Origin of the sequence: Cryptosporangium phraense (genome assembly GCF_006912135.1) — a bacterium.
Classification (GTDB): domain Bacteria; phylum Actinomycetota; class Actinomycetes; order Mycobacteriales; family Cryptosporangiaceae; genus Cryptosporangium; species Cryptosporangium phraense.
In genome coordinates, this window is record NZ_VIRS01000044.1 from 1 (window position 1) to 22891 (window position 22891).

A 22891-nucleotide genomic window follows, 5' to 3' on the forward strand; every position below is an offset into this window, starting at 1 on the left:
GGCGGCCCCCGGGAGCCCGGCGCCCCGCACCACCACCCCACCCCTCAGAAAAACGTCCCGCAATAAGGCGCCGCATCCACCGCGAACAGCTCATCCGCAACGGCCACGGCCGAAGCATCCGCCACCGTCACCCGGCCCGCCGCAACCAGATCCCGCCACCTCACCCCGCCCAGGTACGCCGCTCCCAGCGCCGCGACGTCGACCGTGAGCTGGGGCGCGGCGGTCGTCGGCTTGGCGCCGGAGGCTCCGATCCAGTACGCGCCGGCGTTCTCGGGCAGCACCTCGTCGACTACGCCGACCACGACCTCGCCCGGGCCCCGGTACGTCCGGGCGGCCAGCGCCGACGGGACGTCTACCAGGCGGAGCCAGATCTCGTCCTCGACGCCGACCGTCTTCACCGGGCGGACGTCGACCAGGAACTCGCGGATCGGGTCGTCCATCGGCAGGGCGTCGAAGCGGACGGGGCCCACCAGGTCGACCGAGAACAGGTACCGGAGCAGCCCGAGCCGGGCCTCGAGCGACCCGGCCACGAAGTCGTCGACGAGCAGCGTGCACCCCTCGTCGCGCCACTCGCCGGGGTGGTAGCGCACGTAGCCGTCTTCGGCGCCCGGGGGGCCGTGCAGGACGACGACCGCCTGCTCCTTGTCGTCGTCGGAGCGCACCTGGCGGACCGTCCACCACTCGTCGGTGCGGGACATCGCCCCTACCCAGGACGGATCGACCCGCTCGTAGACCCGGCGGGCGTCGGCCCACGGGGCGGCGGCCAGCCGCACCGGGCCGCCGACCGGCACGCCGGGCCGGAACACCGCTTTCCGGGCCGCTACCTCGACGGACTGGATCCAGGCGGCGATGCCGTACCCGTACCGCTCGTAGATGCCCCCCTCGGCGGCTCGCAGGGTGGCGATCGGAACGCCGCGCTGACGAGCGTCGGCCAATTGGTAGTTCATCAGTGAGCGGGCCACCCCGCGGCGGGTGTGGGTCGGCAGGACGCCGACCCTCGTCACCGCGAGGTGGGGCAGCCGGGCACCGCCCGGCACCACGATCGTGCTGCTGTACGCGGCGGCGGTGCCGACGATCTCGTCGTCGACGACGCCGCCGAGCACCCGGCCGGGCTCGCTGATTCCGGTGATCTCACCGGGGTACGGCGGGATGCCGATCAGCGCGGTGCGGAAGACCTCGAACGCGCGGGCGAGGTCGTCGGAAGTCTCGAGAACACGTACGGAAGCCATGCCCGAAACTTCAGCACCCACCTACGACAAAAGTCATGCCGATTTCAGCGCGTCCCCCACCGCGTCGGCGAGCGACGTCGTCGGGCGCCCGATCAGACGGCGCAGGTCACCGCTGTCGGTGAACAGGTCGCCGGCCGCGAGTCCGCGGTCGGAGTCGGCGAGGATCTCGGCGAACGGCTGCGGGATCCCGAAGCCGGCCAGCGTCTGCGCGTACTCGGCCTCGGGCAGGTCCCGGTAGACGACCGGCGTGCCGCTCTGGCGGCTGACCTCGGCCGCGTACTCCGACAGCGTGAAGGCCTCGTCGCCGCCCAGCTCGTAGATCGAGCCCGGCACCGGGTCGACCAGCACGGCGGCCGCCGCGGCCGCGAAGTCGGCGCGCGCCGCCGCGGACACCCGGCCGTCTCCGGACGCTCCGAGAACGACCCCGTTCTCCACCGCCTGCGCGATCTGTCCGGTGTAGTTCTCGAGGTACCACCCGTTGCGCAGGAACACGAACGGCAGCCCCGACGCCTTGATGGCCGCCTCGGTCTCCTGGTGCTCCTGGGCCAGCTTCAGGCTGGTCGTGTCGGACTTCAGGATCCCGGTGTAGGCGATCAGCCCCACGTTCGCGGCCCGCGCGGCCTCCACCACGTTCCGGTGCTGCCTCGAGCGCGCCCCGGCCTCGCTGGCCGAGATGAACAGCAGCCGGTCGGTCCCGGCGAAGGCCTCGGCCAGGGTGTCGGGCTCGTCGTAGTCCGCCTTCACCACGCGGACGCCGAGGTCGGCGGCTTTCTCGGGGGTACGGACGGCGGCCGTGATGTCGGAGGCGGGCACACCCCGTTCGAGCAGGTCGGCGACGACGAGCCGGCCGAGGTGGCCGGTAGCGGCGGTCACGGTGATCACGAGGTGCTCCTTCAGATCGGTCGAAGACGCCTCCTAGCTTGTACTAACTTTTCGAAAGTGCAACCTCGGGGTGAGTACGGTCACTGAGCGGGCGGAAAGCGCCGCCTCCGCGTACGCTGCAAACGTGAGTGCCGAGCCGTCGACCGAGGATCTGGTCGCTGACGTCTTCGCGCGCGACTGCACCTCGCGCCGGGCGCTCGAGAACGTCACCGGCAAATGGGGCGGGCTCGCCCTCACCGCGCTGCGCGAGGGCCCGTACCGATTCAACGCGCTGCGCCGGCGGGTCGACGGGGTGAGCGAGAAGATGCTGGCTCAGACCCTGCAGGCGCTCGAGCGCGACGGGCTGGTCAAGCGCGAGGTGCTGGCGACGATCCCGGCGCGCGTCGAGTACACCCTGACCCCGCTCGGGGCCGACGTCGCGGAACAGATCTTCGGGCTCATCGAGCTGATCGAGAGCCGCATGCCCGAGGTCACCGCCGCCCGCGCCGACTACGACGCCAACCACTGATCCCCCACCGGCCGGCCGGCTCCGCCGCCCGAACCCGCCCGCCGGCCCGGCCGGCTCCGCCCCCGCCGGCCGAGGCCGACGGGGGCCCGGAACTCAGGCCGTCGGGATCCCGTCGGCCGGTGGCACGGACGCGTCGGCCGGGTGCGGCTCCACCGGACCGTTCCCGGTGTCGGTGACGTACGGCGTGTCGACGAACGCCTGCTTCCCCCCACGGATCACCGAGATCTGAGTCCCGCTGAACCCGGAATGATCGTCCTTGCCGTACCGCATCGGCACCAGCGACGGCCCGGCGAACCCACCCTTCTCCACCGCGGAGATCAGCGACTCCCGGGTCAGATCCTCCCCCGCGGCCTGCAGCGCCTGGACGAACGTGTACCCCACGGCCATCCCGAACAGCGTGTTGACCTCGAACGTCGCGTTCCCGTTGAACTTCGCGTTGACGTCCTTGAACAGCTTCGTCCACGGGTTCGCGTCGTCCAGTGGGCTGGGCAGGTACCCCGACGTCACGTAACCCTCCAGCAGCACTCCCGCGGGCTTGCCGAGCAACGCCGACAACCCGGTGAAGTCGCCGCCCACGCTGCTGCCGACCCACTGCGCCCGGTAACCCAGCTTGGCCGCGGTGCCGATCGTCAGCGCGGTGAACGGGGTGATCGTCGCGAGCACGTTCACCTGGCAACCGGCCGCCTTCAGCGCCCCGACCTGCGGCGCCACGTTCGGGTTCGTCGGCACGTACTTCTGCGACACGGCGACCGGCCCGAGGACGGTCTCCACCCCGCGCAGGGCGTCGGCGCCGAAGTCGTCGTTCTGGCCGAAGAAGCAGACCTTGCGGCCGGGGAACGTCTTCTTGACGTAGTTGGCCAGGACCTTGGCCTCGGTCACGTAGTCGACGTTGAACCCGAACGTGTCCGGGTACTTCGACGGCTGGTTGAACAGCGCCGACCCCGAGGACACGAACAGGTCGGGGACCTTGTTCGTCTTGAGGAAGTCGAGCACTCCGGAGTGCGTCGGGGTACCGAGTCCGTTGAGGATCGCGAAGACCTTGTCCTGCAGCACGAGCTGCCGGACGACCTGCTGGGTCTTGGCCGGGTCGTAGGCGTCGTCGACGACCTTGTACTCGATCTTCCGGCCGTGGACGCCGCCCTTCGAGTTGACGTACTCGAAGTACGCCTTGGTGGCGGCCGAGATCTTCGAGTAGCCGGCGGCCGCCCGGCCGGTGAGCGGCTGGTGCGTGCCGACGACGATCGTCGTGTCGGTGACGCCCGGCACGGCGGCGCCGCTACCGCCCGGCGAATCCTCGGAGCACGCGGCGACGACCGCCAGCGCGGCAGCGACGGCGACACCGCGCCACAGGGAACGAAGCATGGACCGGCCCTTCTGATGAGGTTGGGGTGGAGAGATCAGCGACGCAAGATTCGGGTCACGAGCGCGTCCAGGCCGCCGGGGGCAGTCGTCATGACGACGATGAGCGCCAAGCCGAAGACCGCGAGCGGGAGCGTCCCCTCGAGCCGCTGCGAAGCCGCCGCGCCCAGGTCGAGCCACCCGGTCGCCGCATCGGCCACCGGCTGCAGCGCGACCAGCGCGACCGCGCCCCACACCGCTCCGCGCAGCCCGCCCAGCCCCCCGAGCACGACCGCGAGCACCAGGTTCAGCGACAGCGTCAGCCCGTAGGCGCCGGGCGACACGCTCTGGGCCAGCACCGCGAACATGGCCCCGCCGAGCCCGGCCCCGGCCGCCGACACCACGAACGCCAGCACCCGGGCGCGTCCGACGTGGATCCCGGCCAGCGCGGCCGCCACCTCGTCGTCGCGCACCGCGCGGAACGTCCGGCCGTACCGGCTCCGGACGAGGTTCGCCAGCAGCAGCATCACGATCCCGGCGCCGAGCAGCGCGACCCAGGCCTGCCAGCGCTCGAACGGGAAATACGCGCCCAGCGACGACGGCGCCGGGGCCAGCGCGAACGAGAGCCCGGCGTCGCCGCCGAACACCCCGTCGAACGTCGTCGCCACGGCCGGGACGCTGACCGCGACCGCGAGCGTCGCCCCGGCCAGGTACGGCCCGTGCAGCCGGGCCGCCGCGACGCCGATCACCGCGCCGACCAGCACCGCGACCACCACCCCGGCCAGGATCGAGACCGGCAGGTGCCACCACGCGTCCCCGCCCAGGAGGTTCTGCGACAACGCCACCGGATACGCCCCGGCCGCCATCAGCGCCCCGTGCCCCAGCGAGATCTGCCCGTTGAACCCGGTCAGCACGATCAGGCCGGGCAGCACGCACAGGTAGGCCGCGACCGTGGCCAGCTGGTAGTTCCGGAACGGCGAGATCTGGTAGGTCGCGCACACGACGACGACCCCGACCACCACCGCGATCACCAGGTGCCGCAGCAACGTGTTCACCCGGCGCGGAGAAGACACCTCCGACGCCCGCCGCGCTCCACCGGCGCGCGCCTCGTCGATCACCCGCGAATCCATCCCGCTCACACCTTCCGGGCGCGCGGCGCCGCGAACAGGCCGCCCGGCCGGACCAGCAGCACCCCGACCAGCAGCACCAGCACCGCGAGCGGCGTCGCGTCGCTGCGCACGTAACCGCCGACCCAGGACAGCAGCACGCCGACGATCAACCCGCCCACCACGGCGCCGAGCGGCGAGTCCAGCCCACCGACGACCGCGGCCGTGAACGCGGCCACGAAGATGTCGTCCATCGCGGTCGGATGCAGCCCCAGTTCGGTCGGGATCACCAGCAGCCCGGCCAGCGATCCGACCACCGCGGCCAGCACCCAGCCGAGCGTCCGCATGAGGGCCACGTCGACCCCGAGCAGGCGCGACACCTCGGGCGCGAACGCCGACGCGCGCATCCGCAGGCCCAGTGGCGTCCGCGTGAACAGGACGGTCAGGAGCACGAGCAGGACGCCGACGACGGCGAAGACGAACAGGTCGTACGGCGAGACGCCGAACACGACCGCGGTCTGGCTGAACGGGGCCGGGAACGCAAGGTACTCGTTCGTGTAGACCATCCCGAGCACGGCCTGCATCAGCAGCACCAGACCGATCGCGACCACGATCGCGTTCAGCGGCGGCGCGTCGTGCACCCGCCGCGCGACGACGACCTCGACGACCGCCCCCAGCAACGCGGCCCCGACCAGCGCCGACGCGAACCCGAGCCAGTACGACCCGGTCGCCGACGACACCGAGTACGCGAGGTAGACGGTCGCGACCGCCATCGCCCCCTGCGCGAAGTTCACCACCCGCGTCCCGCGCCAGATCAGCACCAGCGCCAGCGCGAACGCCGCGTACACGGCACCCCGCGACAGTCCGTCCAACGAGAGAAACAGGAATCGATCCATCAGAACCCCAGGTAGGCGTGGCGGAGGTCGTCGTCGTCCCGCAGCCGGGCCGCGGGCGCGGACATCGCCACCCGCCCGACCGACAGCACGACCCCGTGGTCGGCGACCGACAGCGCGCTGCGGACGTTCTGCTCCACGAGCAGCACGGTCAGGCCCGTCTGCTCGCGCAGCCGCGCCAGCAGGCCGAGGATCTGCGCGGTCACCCGCGGCGCGAGCCCGAGCGACGGCTCGTCGAGCAGCAGCAACCGCGGCCGCGCGACCAGCGCCCGGCCGAGCGCCAGCATCTGCCGCTCGCCGCCGGACAGCTGGTGACCGACGCTCCGGCGTCGCCGCGCCAGCGGCTCGAACAGCTCGTACACCTCGGTCAGCGCCTTCGCCGCGTCCGGCCGGTCGCGCCGCCAGAGACCGCCCAGGCGGAGGTTCTCGTCGACGGTCAGCTCGGCCACCACCCCGCGCCCTTCCGGCACGTGGGCGATTCCCTTGCGCACCACCTGCTCCATGCGGACGCTCCGCAGGTCGGCGCCGTCGAACAGGATCTGGCCGCCGGTGGGGCGGAGAAGGCCGGACACCGTGCGCAGCAGCGTGGTCTTCCCGGCCCCGTTCGCGCCGAGCACGGCGGTGATCGAGCCCCGCTCGACGGTGAGCGACACGTCCTTCAGCACGCTCACCGGGCCGTAACCACTGGTCAGGCCCTCGACCTGGAGCAGCGAGGCCATCAGGAGGCCACCCCCAGGTAGGCCTCGGTGACCGCCGGGTCGTCGCGCACCTCGGCCGGCGTACCGGCCGCGATGCGCTTGCCGAAGTCGAGGACGACGATCGAGTCGCAGACCGCCATGACCAGGTCCATGTGGTGCTCGACCAGCATCACCGCGCAGCCCGACCGTTCCGGGAGCCCCCGGATCAGCGCGGCCAGTTCGTCGACCTCGTCGGCGCCCAGCCCACCGGCCGGCTCGTCGAGCAGCAGCAGGCGGGGACGGGAGACCAGCGCGCGGGCCAGCGCGACCTTCTTCTGCACCGCGTACGGCAGGGCGCCGGGGAGTTCGGCGGCCTCCGGGCCGATCCCGAGGTCGTCGAGCGCCGCCCGGGCGGCCGCGCGGAGTTCGCGCTCGTCGCGGTCGCTGGCGGGCAGCCCGAACAGCGCCGACGCGAACCCGGCCCGCGCCGGGGCGCCGACCATGACGTTCTCCAGCACGGTGAGGCCGGCGAACAGGCCGAGCCCCTGCAGCGTCCGGGCGATCCCGGCCGCGGCCAGCCGGTCGGGCCGGGGCCGGAACGGGCGGTCGTCCCAGCGCAGCGTCCCGGTCGTCGGCCGGACGAATCCGCAGACGACGTTGAACAGCGTCGTCTTGCCGGCCCCGTTCGGCCCGATGACGCCGACGACGCTCCCGGGCGGTACGTCCACCGAGACGTCGTCGAGGGCGACGAGGCCGCCGAAGCGCACCCCGACCTCGGTCACGTGCAGCCCGCTCATCGCGCTCCCGATCGACGGTGAAGGGATGCACGAGATCCTGGTTGACCAGCGCGGACGGACGCGTCGGCAATATCGCCAGCGTCGCTATGGCCCGATTTCTACGGCCCGATCCCGGAGCTCAGCAGGCGGACCAGCTCGACCCGGGAGCGGACGCCGAGTTTGACGAAGATGTTGCGCAGGTGGTGGTCGACCGTGCGCGGGCTCAGATACAGCTGTGCGGCGACCTCGCGGTTGGTAGCTCCCTGGGCGACGATCTCGGCGATCGTGCGCTGCTGGGGGGTGAGTGGGCTCGGGGTGGTGGCCGGGTTGCCGGGCGTGGCCGGGTATCCGGGCGCGGCCGGGTATCCGGGCGTGGCCGGGTATCCGGGCGTGGCCGGGTTGCCGGCGGTGGCCGGGCGTAGGGACTCGCCGGTCGCGCGGAGCTCGCGGCGGCACTGCTCGGCCCACGACACCGCGCCGAGCCGCACGAATGCGTCGTACGCACCGCGCAGGTGCGCCCGGGCCGCCGACGGGCCCCGGCGGCGGCGCAGCTCCCGGCCGTAGAGCAGCTCGGTGCGGGCGCGTTCGAACTCCGAGTCGGCCATCAGGTGGAGGGTGAGCGCCTCGCGGAAGGCATCGTCGGCGTCGGCGGGATCGGTCGCGGTGAGGGCCTGGCAGCGGGCCAGCAGCGCGCGGGCGGCGGCGCTACCGGTGTTCGTGGCCCAGCGTCCGAAGAGGTCGGTGGCCTCGACCGCGCCGGCCCGGTCGCCGCTGCGCACGGCCGCCTCGACGAAATGCGGGGTGGTGAGGACCCGGCCGGTGACGTGTCCGGGGCCGCGGCCCGCACCGGCCAGGGCCCGGAGCCGGCCGGCGGCGTCGGCGGCGCGCCCAGCGGCCAGGTCGCGGTGGGCCAGCGCCCACGAGCCGAGCGCGTGCGGCATCGCCAGGCCCCGATTGCGGGCGTCGGCGGTGGCCGCGGTGGCGTGGTGGAGGCTCGCGTCGTCGTCGCCCTGGAGCGTCGAGAAGAGCGCGAGCATCGCGCGGTGCAGCGTCACCGAGTTGTCGAGGCCGGCCTCCTGGGCCAGGCGGAGGCCCTCGCGGGCCGAGGTCAGGGCGGCACCGTAGCGGCCGAGCCAGAGCTGGGCGAACGTCGCGAGCTCGAGCGTGCGCGGTACGAGCGCGAGCTCGCCCCGGGCCCGGGCCCCGGCCCCGGCCCGCTCGGTGAGGCGGAACGCGCGGGACTCTTCGCCGAGCATCAGGGCGGCGAGCGTGGCCCAGGTGAGCGCGGTGGGGTCGTCGGTGCGCGGGACGAGGTCGAGGACGTCGCGGAGGCGGTGCACGGCCTCGCTGTGCCGGCCGCGGAAGAGCGCCATCATGCCGGCCGCGTAGGCGAACATCAGCTCGCGGTCCGGGGGCTCGCCGCCCTCGCGCAGCGCCAGCGCGCGCAGCGAGATCTCGACGTAGCGGCGCAGGTCACCGGTGAGGAAGCTGGCCTCGCCGGCGTGCAGGAGCGCGACGACAGCGGCGGTGCGGTCGCGCTCGGCCAGGTGGGCGGCCGCGCCGAGGAGCGCCTCGTGAGCCACGGCCGGCGACCCGGCCCGCAACGCGATCTGCCCCCGCAGCAGGTCCCCGAGCCCGCCGGCCGCGGGCCGGGAGCCGGCGGGAGCCAGGGGCCGGGGCGCGTCGGGGGCCGGGCTCAGGCGGCTCAGGAGGACTCCGGCCCGGTGGGGGCGGCCGGCCAGCCAGGCGTCTCGGGCGGCGGCGAGCAGGTGCTCGGCCCGGGCTCCGGCGTGCGGACTCAGCTCGGCCGCACGCTCGGCCGCGAGCGAGGCCGTGGCATGGTCACCCCGGGCCCGCACGGCGGCCGCCGCGGCGACGAACTTCTCCGCGAGCGACCCGGCCGGGGCGTCACCGCCCGCCGCGACCTGCCACAGCCAGCGCACCCGTCCGATCGGGTCGTCGGCGTCCGGAGCCAGCGCGGCGGCCAGGCGGCGGTGGGCGGCCCGGCGCTCGGCCGGGGGCGCGCTCGCGTACAGGCCGCCGCCCAGCAGCGGCGGCGTGATGCGCAGACGTCCGCCGGCGATCTCCACGAGCCCGCCCGCGACGGCGGGCTCCAGCGAGGCCGCCAGACCGGCGAACTCCGGATCCAATCCGTCGGGGGACGCGGCGAGCAGCAGGAGGGCCGCTCGCGTGGGCGCAGGGAGGGCCCGCAGGCACCTCTCGTGGGCGCGGCGGATCCGGCTGCCCGGCGGGAACTCGGACGGGAGCGGCTCCCGCCCGCGTGCCTGCTCCGGAGTCAACGCCGCCGCCACCTCGCGCAACGCCAGCGGCAACCCGCCGCACCGCTGGACGACCTCGGACCCGACCTCCGGCGCCACCCCGAACTCCGCGACGACCTCCTGCCCAGCCCCGGCGTCCAGGCCGCCCAGCAGCATCCGCTCGATCCCCGGCCACACGTCGACCGGCCCGGACGTCGCCACCAGCACCACGTTGGCCGTCGCCAGCCGCCGGCCGGCGAACGCCAGCACGTCCCGCGAGGCCGCGTCCATCCGGTCGACGTCGTCCACCACGACGAGCACCGGCCGCTGCTCCCCGGCCGCCACCAGCAGGTTCAGCACCGCGACGGACAGCGCGAACCGGTCCCGCGGCTCGTCCACCCCGGTCTCGAGCGCGCGCCGCAGCGCCCCGGCCGCCCCTGGCGGCCCGGCCGCCCCGGGCGGCGCGGGCGGCGACGCTGGCTCCGCGGCCAGCGACCTCAGCACCCGCGCCAAGGCCGCGTACGGCGAGGACTCCGCGTCCATCCCGAACGCCCGCACCACCCGCACCGGCGCCGTGGCCAGGTGCTCGAGCAGAGCGGTCTTCCCGGACCCCGGCGCGCCGCAGATCAGCACCGCCCCACCGCCGGACCCCGCCCCCACTCGCGCGACCAACGCGTCCAGCCGCGCGATCTCGGCCGAGCGGCCACGGAGCACGGTGCCAGACATGCCCAGGATTGTTACCCGCCGGTTACTACGCCGTCCCCCACTTCCCCAACCTCGAATTGCTATAAAACGCCCATGAGCTCCGAAACGCGGATCACCTCGGCCCGGCAGTTCCGCCGGATCGCGAGCGCGGTCGCCGGCGTCGGCGTGCTCGTCCAGCTCCTGCTCACCAGCTACTACCTGGGCATGGCCCACGCCCCGAAGCCCCGGGAGCTCCCGGTCGGCCTGATCGCCAACGAGGGTCAGGCCGCCGGCCTGGAAGTCCAGCTCAACGCCGAGCACAGCTACGACGTCACCCGCTACGACACCGCGGCCGACCTGATCGCCGCCACCGAGAGGCGCGAGATCTACGGCGGCCTCGACGTCACCGGCACCACACCGCACCTCTACGTCGCGGGCGCCGCCGGACCGGCCGCGGCCGCGGTGCTCCGCACGACGTTCACGACCGTGCTGGAGAAGCAGACCGCGGCCGCCGTCGCGCAGCTGCCGGGCACGGTTCCGATCGCGACCGTCCGCACGCTGACCGCGCCCGGCACGATCACCGACGTCGTCCCGCTGCCGGCCGACGACCGGAACGGCGGCTCGCTCGGCATGCTCGTGCAGGCGCTGGCCCTGGGCGGCACCGTCGCCTCGATCGGGCTCGGCCGGCTCATCCCGCGGGCCCGGCGGTCCTGGCGCCGGGGCGTCGGGCACCTGACGACGCTGGTCGTGTACGCGCTGGCGTCCGCGGCGATCGTGCTCTGGTCGGCGAGCTGGTTCGGCGTCGGGCGGGACGCCGACCACTCCACGCTCTACTGGGGCTTCAGCCTGGTCTCGCTGGCGATCACCGGCTCCACCGCCGGGTTCGTCGCGCTGATCGGCCCGGCCGGTGCGGCGGCCGGCTTCCTGTACTTCACGATCGGGACCGTGATCTCCGGCGCGAGCATTCCGCCCGAGTTCCTGCCGGCCTGGGGCCGTCACCTCGGTCAGGCGCTGCCCACCGGCGCCGGGACGCAGTACGTCCGGGACAGCCTCTACTTCCCGGACGCGCCGCTCGGGCACCCGCTGCTGATCCTGTGCCTGTACGCCGGGCTAGGCGCGCTGGCCATCCTGGTGACGAACTTCCTGCCCAACCGCACCGACCGCACGGCGGAACTCCCGCTACCGGGAGCCTAGAGCCAGCCGTTCCTCCGGAACGACACCCAGAGCAGGACACAGGCGGCCGCCAGCACGCCGATCACCGCCCAGAACCCGTACGGCGACGACGACCCCGGGATGTGGTCGAAGTTCATCCCGTACAGGCCGGCGATCGCGGTCGGCAGCAGCGCGATCGCCGCCCACGCCGAGATCCGGCGCATGTCCTCGTTCTGACGCATCGCGGTCCGGTTCTGCCGGACGCTGACCTGCGCCAGATCGGCCTGCAGGACGTCGGTGAGCAGGCTGTCGTACTGGTCGATCGCGTCGGCCGCCCGCATCAGATGGTCGTGCACGTCCCGGAAGTACGGGCGCAGCGTCTCGCCGACCATCCCGGAATCCGGCGACGACAGCCGCTGCAACGCCGGGGCCAGCGGTTTCACCGCCCGCCGGAACTCCAGCACCTCCCGCTTGAGCTTGTAGATCCGCTCGGCGTGGTCGTTCTCGTCGCCGCCGAACACCTGCGACTCGATGTCGTCGATGTTCTCGTCGATCCCGTCGATGGCCTCGGTGTACCCGTCGACCGCGACGTCCATGATCCGGTGCAGGACGCCCAGCGGCCCGTGCTTGCTCACCTCGGGGTCCCCGTCGGCCAGGGCCCGGACCCGCGCCGGGACGTCCGTATCGCCGTGGCGGACGATCACCACGAACTTCGGTCCGACGAAAACGGCCAGCTCAGCGACGTCGACGACCTCGTCGGCATTGACGTAGTGAACGGGTTTGAGGACCGCGAACAGAACCTCGCCGTACCGCTCCAGCTTCGGACGTTGATGCGCGGTGACCGCGTCGGCCACCGCGAGGGGAGGGAGCGCGAAGCGCTCGGCGACCTCGGCGAACTGCTCGGCGGTCGGCTCTCGGAGGCCGACCCAGACGAAGCCGTCACGCCGGCGCAGCGCGCGCGGAGCCTCGGCCAGCGGGAGGCGGCCCTTCACCCGGACGCCGTCGACGTACCGGGCGCAGTCGACGACCGCGTGCTCGGCCGAGTGGTTCGGCCGCGGCTGCTCCGAGGGTTCGGTGGGCTCGTCCGCCGCCCCCTCCAGGAACCGCGCGAGACGCCGAAACGCAGAGGCACGCATCGCGCCAGGATAGAGCGACGACGAATCGGGCCGACGAGCCGCCGGGGTAGCCCCGATCAGTTGTCGCGCCCCGGAAGAACAGCGTCCACCCCGGCGTACTCCTGGCCCGAGAGCTTCTGGATCACGTCCATGAGCTGGTCGGTGCGCTCCCGCAGGGCGTCCTCCGGGGCGTCCCACGTGATCGCGGGCGCGAACCTCACCGTCACGCGGCCTGGGCGCGGGAACCGCGCGCCGGGCGGGGCGAGTTCGAAGACGCCGACCGTCGCGCACGGGACCACCGGCGCGCCGGTCGCGGCGGCGATCCGGGCCAGGCCGGTGCGGCCGCGGTAGAGCCGCCCGTCGCGGGTCCGGGTGCCCTCCGGGAAGATGCCGACGACCCGGCCGCCGGCGAGCAGGCCGGCCGCGGTGTTCAGCGCCGCGTCGCCCGCGCCGGGCACCCGCAGCACCGGCACCTGGCCGGTCGCGGTGAAGAAGTACTTCTTCCAGCGTCCGCGCAGCCCGGGCTCGACGAAGTACTCCTGCTTGGCCAGGAAGCTGATCCGCCGGCTGCGCACGACCAGCGGCAGCAGCAGCCAGTCCAGGTAGGACACGTGATTGCAGGCCAGGATCACCGGGCCGTGCCGGGGGACGTGCTCGATGCCTTCGACGTGGGGCCGGAAGTACAGCGTCATCGGCCCGGTCAGCAGGACCTTGAAAACCCAGTACAGATATCCGCTCCGGTCGACCGGGGATACGCTCATACCTGTACGTAGTGCTCGAGACCAGCGACCCGCAACGCGATCAGCGCATGTCGTGACACGGCGTCGATGCCCGCACCGCGGCCGGCCGCCCGGGCCGCGTGCTGAACCCGTACCAGGAAGGCCATCCCGTGCGAGCCGAGGAAGTCCACCTCCCCGAGGTCGAGCCGGACGTCGGCCGGCTGCGCGGCGATGACGTCCGCGACCGCGCCGTCGAGCCGCGGCGCCAGCACGGCGTCGACCGCCCCGGTGAGCGCGATCCGCACCACACCGTCGCCGTTCTCCACCGAGACCGCACCGGGCCGCTCGGTGGCACGCTCAGTGACACTGGGGGCAACATCGTCCCCAGCGTCCGACCACGCGGCTGAACCCACTGCCGGCCTCCCGCTCATGACACCGTTATCCGGTACATCTTGGCGTAGGGTACCGCTGTGACCTCGAACCCGCCGGGTTCACCCCCAAACGTTATCCGGTACATCGCCGAGGCGGTGCCCGGCGATGAGTGATGCGCACAGTGTCGACGCGGCGGTCGAGGCCTACCTGGCCTCGCCACAGTGCGCGAACGAGAACACCCACCGGGCCTACAGCAGCGTGCTGGACCGGCTCGCCGGCTGGCTGGGCGGTCACCGCCCGCTCACCGAGGTCGGCGAGGAAGAGCTGCTCAGCGCCATCACCGGGCTCTGGGGCAGCGCGGCCGCGGCGACCTGGAACCGCAACCGGGCCGCGGTCGCGGGCTGGCTGGCCTGGTGCCGGGCCCGAGGCCAGCAGGCGCCGGAGCTGTCGGTCGAGCGTCGCAGCGGCGAGCGTGAGCCGACCGCCACGCTCTCCCGGGACGCGATCGAACGGCTGATCCTGCGCCCGGACGTCCCGTTGCGGGAACGCACGCTGTGGCGCCTGCTGTTCGAGACCGCGGCCCGCGCGAACGACGTTCTCGCGTTGAACATCGAGACCCTCGATCTGCGTGGGCGCCGGGCGGGCGCGCTGCGCTGGGACGCCGGGAGCGCGCACCTGCTGCCCCGGCTGATCGAGGGCCGCTCCCGCGGTCCGGTGTTCCTCTCCGAGCGGCGGCCGCCGCCGGCCCGGCGTCCGTCGCGGTCGGACCTCTGCCCGTACACCGGGCGGGCGAGGCTCGGCTACGACCGCGCGCGCATCCTGCTGGATCAACACACCCGGACGCCGGACGGCGAACCGGGCTGGGATCTCCACCAACTCCGCCGAGCCGCCCTGATGTACCGCACGGCGTAGATGTTCGGTTCGTTGCGGGTTGAGGGCGCGTTCTGGCCCCTGCGATGCGACGGAGGGTGCCGTGGTGCGTGAGACCTCGGCGCTCTGGTGAGCGCGCTCTCCGTTGGGGTCGACGGCGTGTGCCCTCACCGCTTGGTCGGGCATCGGTCGGCGACTCCACGGCAGCTCAGGCTCCGCTCCGAACGTGCCGGCTGCGGCTGATCACCGGCCGCCGGCCGGAGCGAGGCCGGCCCGCGCGCTCCGAGCTCACCGGCACGCCCGGTACGGGTAGTCAACCGCCGAAGGCGGCGTGGCTGCGGTCTGTCGCAGGAACCGTTGCCGGTCCGAACCTGGGTTGTTGCGGCTCGGCCGAACGCTGTGGGCCGTGGAAGAGCGCACACGAGCAGCTGTGGACCGCCGATGGCACCTGGCGGACGATCCTCGATCGCGTGATCGTTCAAGGCGATTCGGTGGGCGAGGTCGGGTGGATCGTCAGCGTCGGGCTGCGCGACCGGTCGGGCCGCGGGATCGCGGTCGAGCCGCTCGCGGTCGAGGGCGAACGGCCCGAACGGTCCCGCGGCGCGGTTGAGCACCACGATCCACCTCGCCGTCGACCGGCGCGGCCCGCCGACGGAAAGCCCCCCGGCGCCCAGGCCGGTGATACGCCGCTGCTCGATCGCATCCGGATCGCCCGGGATCGCCCGGATCGGTCCGGGCCGACCCTGCCCCGAACGGTCCGACCAGATCGCAACGGCCGCCCAAAGGCCGGGCAAGACAGGTCACTCCCGGCGGCACCGGGGCAGCGGCGGCACAGCCTCGCCATTACACACGAACCCTAAATGGACGTCGATCCCCTCAGAACCAGGCGGCACGGCCGCACGTGCCGCCCCGGGGCCGGCTCCCCATTGATCGCCGCCAGCAGCAAATTCGCCGCCGAACGCCCCAGCCCATCCAGATCCATGTCGACGCTGCTCAACGGCGGCTGGCTGGCCGAGACCATCACGTCCCAATTATCGAACCCGATCACCGCGACATCCTCCGGCACCCGGCGCCCGGCCCCGCGCAACGTGTCGACGACACCGCGAGCGATCTGGTCACTACCGGCGAACACCGCGTCGAAATCAGTCCCGTCCGCCAGCAGCAACGCCGCCGCCTGGCGGCCCCAGGCCTCGCTCCACTCGCCGTACAGCGGGGGCCGGACGAGCGAGTCCGCGACCGCCGCGGCCCGGCCGATCGCCGACTCGTGGTGTTCCGGCCCGGTGACGTGCGCGATCCGCCGCCGTCCGATCGCCTGCAGGTGCTCGACGGCCTTGGCCGCGCCGCCCGCCTCGTCGGGGATCACCGAGCAGTCGCCCGGGTCGGTCGAGCTGATGAACGCGTACACGACCGGCACCGGCAGGTCGGGGGCGAGCGGAGCCCGGGCCTGGGCCCGCCTGCCGGTCACGATGATGCCGTCGACCCGGCGGGTGAGCAGCGTCCGCAGGTAGTACTGCTCGCGGATCGGGTCGTCGCGGGCGTCGCACAGCAGCACCGACATCTGGCCGGCACCGAGCGCGTCCTCGGCGCCCAGCATCAGCGGAATGCTGAACCGGCCGATGCTGTCGGTGGTGATCATCCCGACCGTGTAGGTGCGCCCGGCCTTCAGCGTGCGGGCCGCCGCGTTCGCCTCGAAGCCGAGCCGGTCGGCCGCCTCCCGCACGCGCTCGCGGGTTTCCGCCCGTAGCGTCCCCCGGCCGTTGAGCGCCTTGGACGCGGTGCCCACCGACACCCCGGCCAGCGCGGCGACGTCACGAATGGTCGCGAGCCGATCTGTTTTCCGCACGGCGTTTCCTCCCCGACTCCCGGCGAAGGGTACCTCTTCGCCGTTGACACGCTGAGAGCGGCAGCCCTAGATTCCCGGCAAACGGTTTCCGAAGTTGCCGGAATCGCGAGGCCCCGACGTCCAAGGAGGCACCGATGGGCCAGCTCCGACCACGTTTAGCTCTCGTCATCGCCGCAGTCCTGCTGTCCGCCGCCTGCCAGAGCGCGGGCGACACCACCGCGTCCGGCGGCACCGAGGCCAAGGACGACGGTTCGACGATCACGATGTGGACCCGCTCCGCCACGGCCACGTTCACCCAGACGCTGGTCACCGAGTACAACAAGACGCACCGGAACAAGGTGAAGCTGACGGTCATCCCGTCCGACACCTACCAGCAGAAAGTCGGCACGGCGAGCGGCGCCAAGAAGCTCCCCGACGTCCTGGCCGCCGACGTCGTCTACGCGCCGAACTACGCGTCCAAGGGGATCTTCCAGGACCTCACCGCGAAGGTCGACACGCTGTCGTTCAAGGGCACGCTGGCCCCGGCGCACATGAAGACCGCCACCTACGACGGCAAGGTCTACGGCGTCCCCCACGACATCGACCTCTCGGCCGTCTTCTACAACAAGGTGCTGTTCAGGAAGGCCGGCCTCGACCCCGACAAACCGCCGACCACTTTGGACGAGCTCTACGCCGACGTGAAGAAGATCGACGCGCTCGGAAACGGCGTCGACGGGTACTTCTTCGGTGGCTCCTGCCCCGGCTGCACGCTGTTCACGACCTGGCCGATGATCTGGGCCTCGGGCGCGAACGTGTTGAACGACAAGGGCACCGAGTCGACGGTCGACAACCCGGCGGCGGCCAAGGTCTACGAGCTCTACAAGCGGATGTACAAGGAGAAACTCGTCCCGACCGCGGTCAAGAACGAGGGCGGACCGACGTGGACGCAGGCGTTCGGCGAGGGCAAGATCGGCATCCAGCCGCTCGGCGCCACCGCGCTCCAGACGTTCAAGGAGGGCCCGAAGCTCGAGATCGGCGTCGCTCCGATCCCCGGCCTCACCGGCGGCGAGAGCTCGTTCGTCGGCGGCGACGTGATCGGCATCGGCGCGAACACCACCAAGGCCGCCCAAGCCTGGGACTTCATCTCCTGGACGCTGTCCGAGAAGGCGCAGGTCGAGGTCGTCGCGAAGAACAAGAACATCACGGTCCGCAGCGACCTGGCCGACAACGCCTACGCGAAGCAGGACCCGCGCCTCGGCGTGTTCAACCAGCTCGCGGGCAAGGGCCAGACACCGATCTCGGTGAACTTCGGCAAGACGTTCAACGACCCGAGCGGCCCCTGGACGGCCACGATCGTCGACGCGGTGTTCGGCTCCGGGACGTCGGCCGACGCGCTCGCGAAACACAACCCGAGCATCACCGAGTCGCTGTCCTCGGGCGGCTGAGCATGGTGGCAACACTCTCCCGCCCGGCGCGCAGCGTCCGGGCGGGAGCCCCCGCCGGCCGCGGACCGGGCCGCGGCCGGCGGCGGCTGGGCCTGCTCTATTCCGCGCCGATGGCCGTGATCGTGCTGCTGCTGTTCGTGCTCCCGCTCGTGCTGATGTTCTGGATGTCGTTCAACCACTGGCCGCTGCTCGGCGCGTCCGCCCCCAACGGGGTGGAGAACTACTCCGCGCTCTCCGACCCGCTGTTCCTCCGCGCGATCTGGTTCACGCTGAAGTACACGCTGGTCACGACCGTCGTATTGAGCCTGGTCGCGTTCGGGCTGGCGCTGCTGATGCAGGAGGCCCGCCGCGGCGTCGGCTTCTTCCGCACGATCTACTTCCTGCCCGCCGCGGTCGGGCTCGGCTCCGCGAGCCTGCTGTTCTACGGCCTCTACAACACCGGCGACTCGCCGTTGAACACGCTGCTCGCCGACGTCGGCCTCGGTCCGGTCGACTGGCTCGGGACGAACGGCAGCGCGCTGTCGTCGACGATCGGCATGATCACCTGGCGCTTCGCCGGGTTCTACATGCTCATCCTGCTGACGGGTCTGCAGAGCATCGAACCGGTGCTGTACGAGGCCGCGCGCACCGACGGCGCCGGCCGCTGGCAGATCATGCGGTACGTGACGTTGCCGCTGCTGCGGCCGACGCTCGCGCTGATGACCGTGCTGTCGGTGACCGGCTCGCTGCTGGCGTTCGACCAGTTCTTCATCATCACCGGCGGGCGGCACGACACGACGACCGTCGCGATCGACATCTACCGCGAGGCGTTCCTCAACCAGGACCTCGGCCGGGCCTGCGCGATCTCGGTCGCGGTGCTCGCCGTGCTGATCCTGCTCAACGCCGTCCAAATGCGTCTGATCCGCAGGGAGGACTGATGAGAAAGGCGGGTTACTACAGCACCACGACGGTGCTGGCCGTGCTCTTCCTGCTGCCGATGATCTGGACGCTCTACTCGTCGACGCACGGCCCGCAGGCGACGAACGGAGCCGGCGGCTGGGGCGTCGACAACTACGAGCGGATGTCGAGGTACGGCGAGGGCATCGGGCTCTACGTGCTGAACACGACGGTCGCCGCGCTGGTGACCGTGCTGGTCACGGTCGTCGCGACCACGCTCGGCGGGTACGCGATGGCCCGGCTGTCGTTCCCGGGCAAGAACCTGCTGTTCCTGGTCACGCTGGCGATCCTGATGGTGCCGTACACGACGATCCTGATCCCGCTCTACATCGTGCTGGGCTGGCTCGGCCTGCAGAACTCGCTGATCGGGCTGGGCCTCGTGCTGGCGATGTTCCAGCTGCCGTTCGGGCTGTTCATGATGCGCAACTCGTTCGAGGCGCTGCCGGTCGAGCTGGAGGAGGCCGCGCTGATCGACGGGTGCACTCCGGGTGGAGCATTGCGGCGCGTTCTGCTGCGCGGGGTGGCGCCGGGCATTGTCACGGTCGCGTTGTTCTCGTTCCTGGCGTCCTGGAACGAGTTCGTCGCTCCGTTGATCTTCCTCACCGACGGCACCAAGTTCACGCTGCCGATCGCGCTCTACAACCTGCAGTCGGGGAACCTCGGCTCGATCGACTACGGCGCGCTGCAGGCCGGTGTGGTCACCGCGGCCCTGCCCTGCGTGCTGGTGTTCCTGCTGCTCCAGCGCTACTACGTCAGCGGCTTCAGCGCGGGCGCACTCAAAGGCTAAGGGGTCTTCACGATGTCCGACACGACTCTTCTCGCCGCGGCCGGACCGGCCGCCCCCACCATCGGCGCGCTGCGACCGCTCGGCCTGCGCGCGACGACGTTGCACCCGGACGGGCTGCTCGGGGCCTGGCAGCACCGCAACTCCACCGCGTCGCTGCCGCACTGCCTGGACCAGCTCGAAGCGGCCGGGAACGTCGGCAACCTGCGCCGGGTGACCACCGGAGCGGGCGAGTTCCGCGGGATGTGGTTCGCCGACTCCGACGTCTACAAGACGCTCGAGGCGGTGGCCTGGGAGATCGGTCGGGGCACGGGTTCGGTCGAGGTGCTCGACGACTTCACGACGCTCCTGGAGCAGGCCCAGGACGCCGACGGCTACCTGAACTCGTACTTCCAGACCGACCACCGCGACGAGCAGTGGGCCGCGCTGGTCTGGAGCCACGAGCTGTACTGCGCCGGGCACCTGATCCAGGCCGCGGTGGCCGCGTCCCGGGCCGGGGTGGGCGATCGGTTGCTGGCCGTCGCCCGCCGGTTCGCCGACCTGCTCGTCGCGCGGTTCAGCGTCGAGGACGGCGTGTGCGGGCACCCGGAGATCGAGACCGCGCTGGTCGAGCTGTACCGGGAGACCGAGCACCGGCCCTATCTGGACCTGGCCGCCCGGTTCGTCGAGCTGCGCGGCCGCGGGCTGCTCGGTGACGAGCCGCGGTTCGGGCGGCACTACTACCAGGACCATCTCCCGGTCCGGGAGGCCGACGAGGTGACCGGCCACGCGGTCCGGCAGCTCTACCTGCTGGCCGGCGTCGTCGACGTGGCCGTCGAGACCGGCGACGCCGGGCTGCTGGACGCCGCCGCCCGGCTCTGGGAGTCGGCGTTCGGCACCAAGACGTACCTGACCGGCGCACACGGCTCCCGGCACCGGGACGAGGCGTTCGGCGACCCGTACGAGCTGCCGCCCGACCGCGCCTACGCCGAGACCTGCGCGGCGATCGCCAGCTTCTCCTGGAACTGGCGGATGCTGCTGGCCACCGGCGGCCACCGCTACGCCGACGAGCTGGAACGCGTCCTCTACAACGGGATCGCGGGCTCGACCGCCCGGGACGGCACGCACTTCTTCTACTCCAACCCGCTCCAGCTGCGCACCGGGCACGAGGGCTCGCACGAGGACGCCCCGTCGGAGCGGCTGTCCTGGTACTCGTGCGCATGCTGCCCGCCCAACCTGGCCCGGCTCGTCGCGTCGCTGCAGAGCTACGTCGCGACGACGACGGACGCCGGGGTGCAGGTGCACCTGTACGCGGCGGGCCGCGTCGAGACGCCGTTCGGGGTGGTGGACGTCGCGACCGACTACCCGTGGGACGGCCGGGTGACGCTGACCGTCACGCCGTCGTCGCCGGGCACGGAATGGACGCTCGACCTGCGGATCCCGGGCTGGTGCACGTCGGCCACGCTGGACGGTTCGCCGGTCGCGGGCGACTACGCGTCGGTGACGCGGGCCTGGCAGCCGGGCGAGCAGGTCGTGCTCTCGCTGCCGATGGAGCCGCGGGTGACGTCCGCGCATCCGCGGGTCGACGCGGTCCGGGGCTGCGTCGCGCTGCTCCGCGGGCCGCTGGTCTACTGCCTCGAACAGGCCGATCTCGACGTCCGGCGGGAAGACGTCCGCCTGGAAGACGTCCGCCTGGACGACGGAGCGCCGATCGAGGCGGAGCCGAGGGACGGCGCGATCCCGGTCGTGCTGACCGCGCACGGGGCGGTGGCGTCGTCCGAGGGCGCACCGCTCTACGGGGGCGGGCCGTCCGGCGAGCGGGCGCCGGTCACGCTGACCGCGATTCCCTACTTCCTGTGGGCCAACCGGGAGCCCGGCGCCATGCGGGTGTGGATCCCTACCGCGACCGGGCCTCGATCATGAGGCGGTCGATCGCCGCGCCGAGCGTGGCGAGCTTCTCGGTGTAGCGGCAGACGCCGCCGTGGGCGCCGACGTGGTCGGCGTACCGGCAGCCCAGGTTGGAGAAGACCGCGACGACGTAGTGCCTCGGCCGCCGGCCCGGCAGCGCGGTGACGATGCCCGCGTCGGCGCCCGCGCTCTCGACCAGGCCGGTCTTGTGGTCGAACTCCACCTGGGCGTCGCCGGCGCAGCCCCGGACGTCGCCGCTCCAGACCCGGCCGGCGACCGACACGATGCCGGTCGAGGTGTCGATCCAGCGGCTCGGCACCCGCTGCGGGATGCCCGGGGCCGGATAGCTCTGCCCGCACCAGTTGGCGGTGGACAGCGCCTGGTTGAGCCCCTGCTCGGCCAGGCGGCCGCGGATCGTGTGCCGGGAGCTCCGGCTGAGCGTTCTCGTCGTGACCGGTTCGCCGGTGGGCGTGCGCCAGAGAATTCCGGGGGCGTCGGTGAACAGCAGCAGGAGGCGCGCGGTGTCGAGCGCGGTCATCGTCAGGCCCTCGAACGACCAGCCGCCGCCGTCGGCGCCGTCGGTGCCGCGGATCTGCAGCGTCGTCAGCCCGAGGTCGCGCAGCTCGGCGTTCGTCGGGGTGACGCCGCCCCGCTCGTGCAGCAGCATGAGCAGCGCGCAGGTGGCCCCGTTGTCGGAGTACGTCAGCATCGCGTCGAGCCACCACGACACCTCGTGCGTGCCCGGCTGCCGTCCGCCCGGGCAGGTCGCCTTGCGCGGCCGGTAGTCGTAGGTCTCGTCGAACCGGACGCCGCCCCGGTCGGCCAGCCGGCCGATTCCGAACGCGACCATCAGCTTGAACACCGACGCCGGGTACGGCGCCATGAACTCCAGCGGCTTGGACGCCCGGGCCGGGATCAGCGGGTCGGTCCGTCCGTGCGCGGCCCAGACGTCGTTGCTCCAGTGGGTCCAGTCGACCCCGGGCGCGGACCAGTTCTGCGACACCGGCACCGCGACACCGTGCGGGTAGTCCTGCGAGAGCAGCGTGTTCGCGGCCGCGACCGGCCGCCCGGCGTCGTCGAGCTCGATCACCGCCGCGTCGACGTTCGGCACCGCGGGGGGTGGGGCGCCGGTCTTCGCGTTCACCACGTCGTCGAACCGCTGCGCGTCGACGATCCTCCGCAGGCGGCGGCCCAGCCAGGCGGAGCGCTCGGAGTCCTGGGCCGGGCCGGTCGTCTCGGGAACCGCGGGCCCGCTCGGCCCCACCGACCCGTCCGGGACGACCGGCGCGCTCGCCACCGCCGGACGGGACCCGGGCCGCGCGCCCGCGTCGTCCTGGCAGCCGGTGACGACGCTTCCGAACAGCACGGCGCCGACGAGCAGTGCGGCAACCACGGTCGTCCGACGCACCTATCCCCCTATTTGCCCCCGTTAGGCCCA

General features: G+C 72.6%; 20 protein-coding genes. 7 read left to right on the top strand and 13 right to left on the bottom strand.

Going from position 1 to position 22891, the window contains the following annotated elements; genetic code table 11:
• Window positions 1-44: 44 nt before the first annotated feature.
• Together FL583_RS35595 and FL583_RS35600 are read right to left on the bottom strand one after the other, a co-directional pair.
• Complete coding sequence (locus tag FL583_RS35595; protein WP_142709303.1) at window positions 45-1229, bottom strand: GNAT family N-acetyltransferase; 1185 nt, start codon at window positions 1227-1229, stop codon at window positions 45-47.
• Between the two features lie 33 nt (window positions 1230-1262).
• Window positions 1263-2111 (bottom strand): SDR family oxidoreductase, encoded by an 849-nt coding sequence (locus FL583_RS35600; protein WP_142709304.1) that lies wholly within the window; start codon window positions 2109-2111, stop codon window positions 1263-1265.
• A gap of 124 nt (window positions 2112-2235) precedes the next feature.
• Here FL583_RS35600 and FL583_RS35605 point away from each other — a divergent pair, with 124 nt between their 5' ends.
• A complete protein-coding gene (locus FL583_RS35605) occupies window positions 2236-2619 on the top strand; it encodes a winged helix-turn-helix transcriptional regulator (RefSeq protein ID WP_142709305.1) in 384 nt (127 codons plus the stop codon).
• 93 nt (window positions 2620-2712) lie between these two features.
• Here the strand turns inward: FL583_RS35605 and FL583_RS35610 are convergent, their stop codons facing one another.
• From FL583_RS35610 to FL583_RS42650, 6 genes are all read right to left on the bottom strand, one after another.
• Complete coding sequence (locus FL583_RS35610) at window positions 2713-3981, bottom strand: ABC transporter substrate-binding protein (protein WP_142709306.1); 1269 nt, start codon at window positions 3979-3981, stop codon at window positions 2713-2715.
• Between the two features lie 35 nt (window positions 3982-4016).
• Complete coding sequence (locus tag FL583_RS35615) at window positions 4017-5087, bottom strand: branched-chain amino acid ABC transporter permease (RefSeq protein ID WP_142709307.1); 1071 nt, start codon at window positions 5085-5087, stop codon at window positions 4017-4019.
• Window positions 5088-5092: 5 nt separating this feature from the next.
• A complete protein-coding gene (locus tag FL583_RS35620; protein WP_142709308.1) occupies window positions 5093-5959 on the bottom strand; it encodes a branched-chain amino acid ABC transporter permease in 867 nt (288 codons plus the stop codon).
• Window positions 5959-6675, bottom strand: coding sequence for an ABC transporter ATP-binding protein (locus tag FL583_RS35625; RefSeq protein WP_142709309.1), 717 nt, complete (start codon window positions 6673-6675; stop codon window positions 5959-5961). The genes FL583_RS35620 and FL583_RS35625 overlap by 1 nt, the downstream gene beginning before the upstream one ends.
• Window positions 6675-7430 carry an ABC transporter ATP-binding protein gene (locus FL583_RS35630; protein WP_142709310.1) on the bottom strand — a complete coding sequence of 252 codons (756 nt, stop codon included), beginning with the start codon at window positions 7428-7430 and terminating at the stop codon, window positions 6675-6677. Before FL583_RS35630 ends, FL583_RS35625 begins: the two co-directional genes overlap by 1 nt.
• Before the next feature lie 98 nt (window positions 7431-7528).
• The gene (locus FL583_RS42650; protein WP_142709311.1) at window positions 7529-10393 is read right to left on the bottom strand and encodes a helix-turn-helix transcriptional regulator; all 2865 of its coding nucleotides are present in this window, start codon (window positions 10391-10393) and stop codon (window positions 7529-7531) included.
• 72 nt (window positions 10394-10465) lie between these two features.
• Between FL583_RS42650 and FL583_RS35640 the strand changes: the two genes are divergently transcribed.
• A complete protein-coding gene (locus tag FL583_RS35640) occupies window positions 10466-11545 on the top strand; it encodes an ABC transporter permease (RefSeq protein ID WP_142709312.1) in 1080 nt (359 codons plus the stop codon).
• On the opposite strand, the gene FL583_RS35645 is transcribed toward FL583_RS35640, so the two are convergent.
• Genes FL583_RS35645 through FL583_RS35655 form a run of 3 tightly spaced genes read right to left on the bottom strand, consistent with a single transcriptional unit; the run spans window position 11542 to window position 13663 of the window.
• The gene (locus FL583_RS35645; protein ID WP_142709313.1) at window positions 11542-12639 is read right to left on the bottom strand and encodes a magnesium and cobalt transport protein CorA; all 1098 of its coding nucleotides are present in this window, start codon (window positions 12637-12639) and stop codon (window positions 11542-11544) included. The genes FL583_RS35640 and FL583_RS35645 overlap by 4 nt on opposite strands.
• A gap of 56 nt (window positions 12640-12695) precedes the next feature.
• Entirely contained in the window at window positions 12696-13379 is a 684-nt protein-coding gene (locus tag FL583_RS35650) for a lysophospholipid acyltransferase family protein (RefSeq protein WP_142709314.1), read from the bottom strand.
• Window positions 13376-13663: an STAS domain-containing protein gene (locus tag FL583_RS35655; protein WP_170324045.1), complete on the bottom strand. Its 288-nt coding sequence runs from the start codon at window positions 13661-13663 to the stop codon at window positions 13376-13378. The genes FL583_RS35650 and FL583_RS35655 overlap by 4 nt, the downstream gene beginning before the upstream one ends.
• A gap of 211 nt (window positions 13664-13874) precedes the next feature.
• Between FL583_RS35655 and FL583_RS35660 the strand changes: the two genes are divergently transcribed.
• Window positions 13875-14621, top strand: coding sequence for a site-specific integrase (locus FL583_RS35660; protein ID WP_142709316.1), 747 nt, complete (start codon window positions 13875-13877; stop codon window positions 14619-14621).
• 814 nt (window positions 14622-15435) lie between these two features.
• Here the strand turns inward: FL583_RS35660 and FL583_RS35665 are convergent.
• Window positions 15436-16422: a LacI family DNA-binding transcriptional regulator gene (locus FL583_RS35665; protein ID WP_142709317.1), complete on the bottom strand. Its 987-nt coding sequence runs from the start codon at window positions 16420-16422 to the stop codon at window positions 15436-15438.
• Window positions 16423-16556: 134 nt separating this feature from the next.
• Here FL583_RS35665 and FL583_RS35670 point away from each other — a divergent pair, with 134 nt between their 5' ends.
• From FL583_RS35670 to FL583_RS35685, 4 genes are read left to right on the top strand one after another with little or no spacing between them, the layout of a single operon-like run.
• Entirely contained in the window at window positions 16557-17846 is a 1290-nt protein-coding gene (locus tag FL583_RS35670; RefSeq protein WP_142709318.1) for an ABC transporter substrate-binding protein, read from the top strand.
• 2 nt (window positions 17847-17848) lie between these two features.
• On the top strand, window positions 17849-18763 hold the full coding sequence (locus tag FL583_RS35675) for a carbohydrate ABC transporter permease (RefSeq protein ID WP_142709319.1): 915 nt from the start codon (window positions 17849-17851) through the stop codon (window positions 18761-18763).
• A complete protein-coding gene (locus tag FL583_RS35680) occupies window positions 18763-19569 on the top strand; it encodes a carbohydrate ABC transporter permease (protein WP_142709320.1) in 807 nt (268 codons plus the stop codon). Before FL583_RS35675 ends, FL583_RS35680 begins: the two co-directional genes overlap by 1 nt.
• Before the next feature lie 12 nt (window positions 19570-19581).
• Complete coding sequence (locus FL583_RS35685) at window positions 19582-21468, top strand: glycoside hydrolase family 127 protein (RefSeq protein WP_142709321.1); 1887 nt, start codon at window positions 19582-19584, stop codon at window positions 21466-21468.
• Here FL583_RS35685 and FL583_RS35690 read toward each other — a convergent pair.
• The gene (locus tag FL583_RS35690; RefSeq protein ID WP_142709322.1) at window positions 21443-22861 is read right to left on the bottom strand and encodes a serine hydrolase; all 1419 of its coding nucleotides are present in this window, start codon (window positions 22859-22861) and stop codon (window positions 21443-21445) included. The genes FL583_RS35685 and FL583_RS35690 overlap by 26 nt on opposite strands.
• Window positions 22862-22891: the final 30 nt, after the last annotated feature.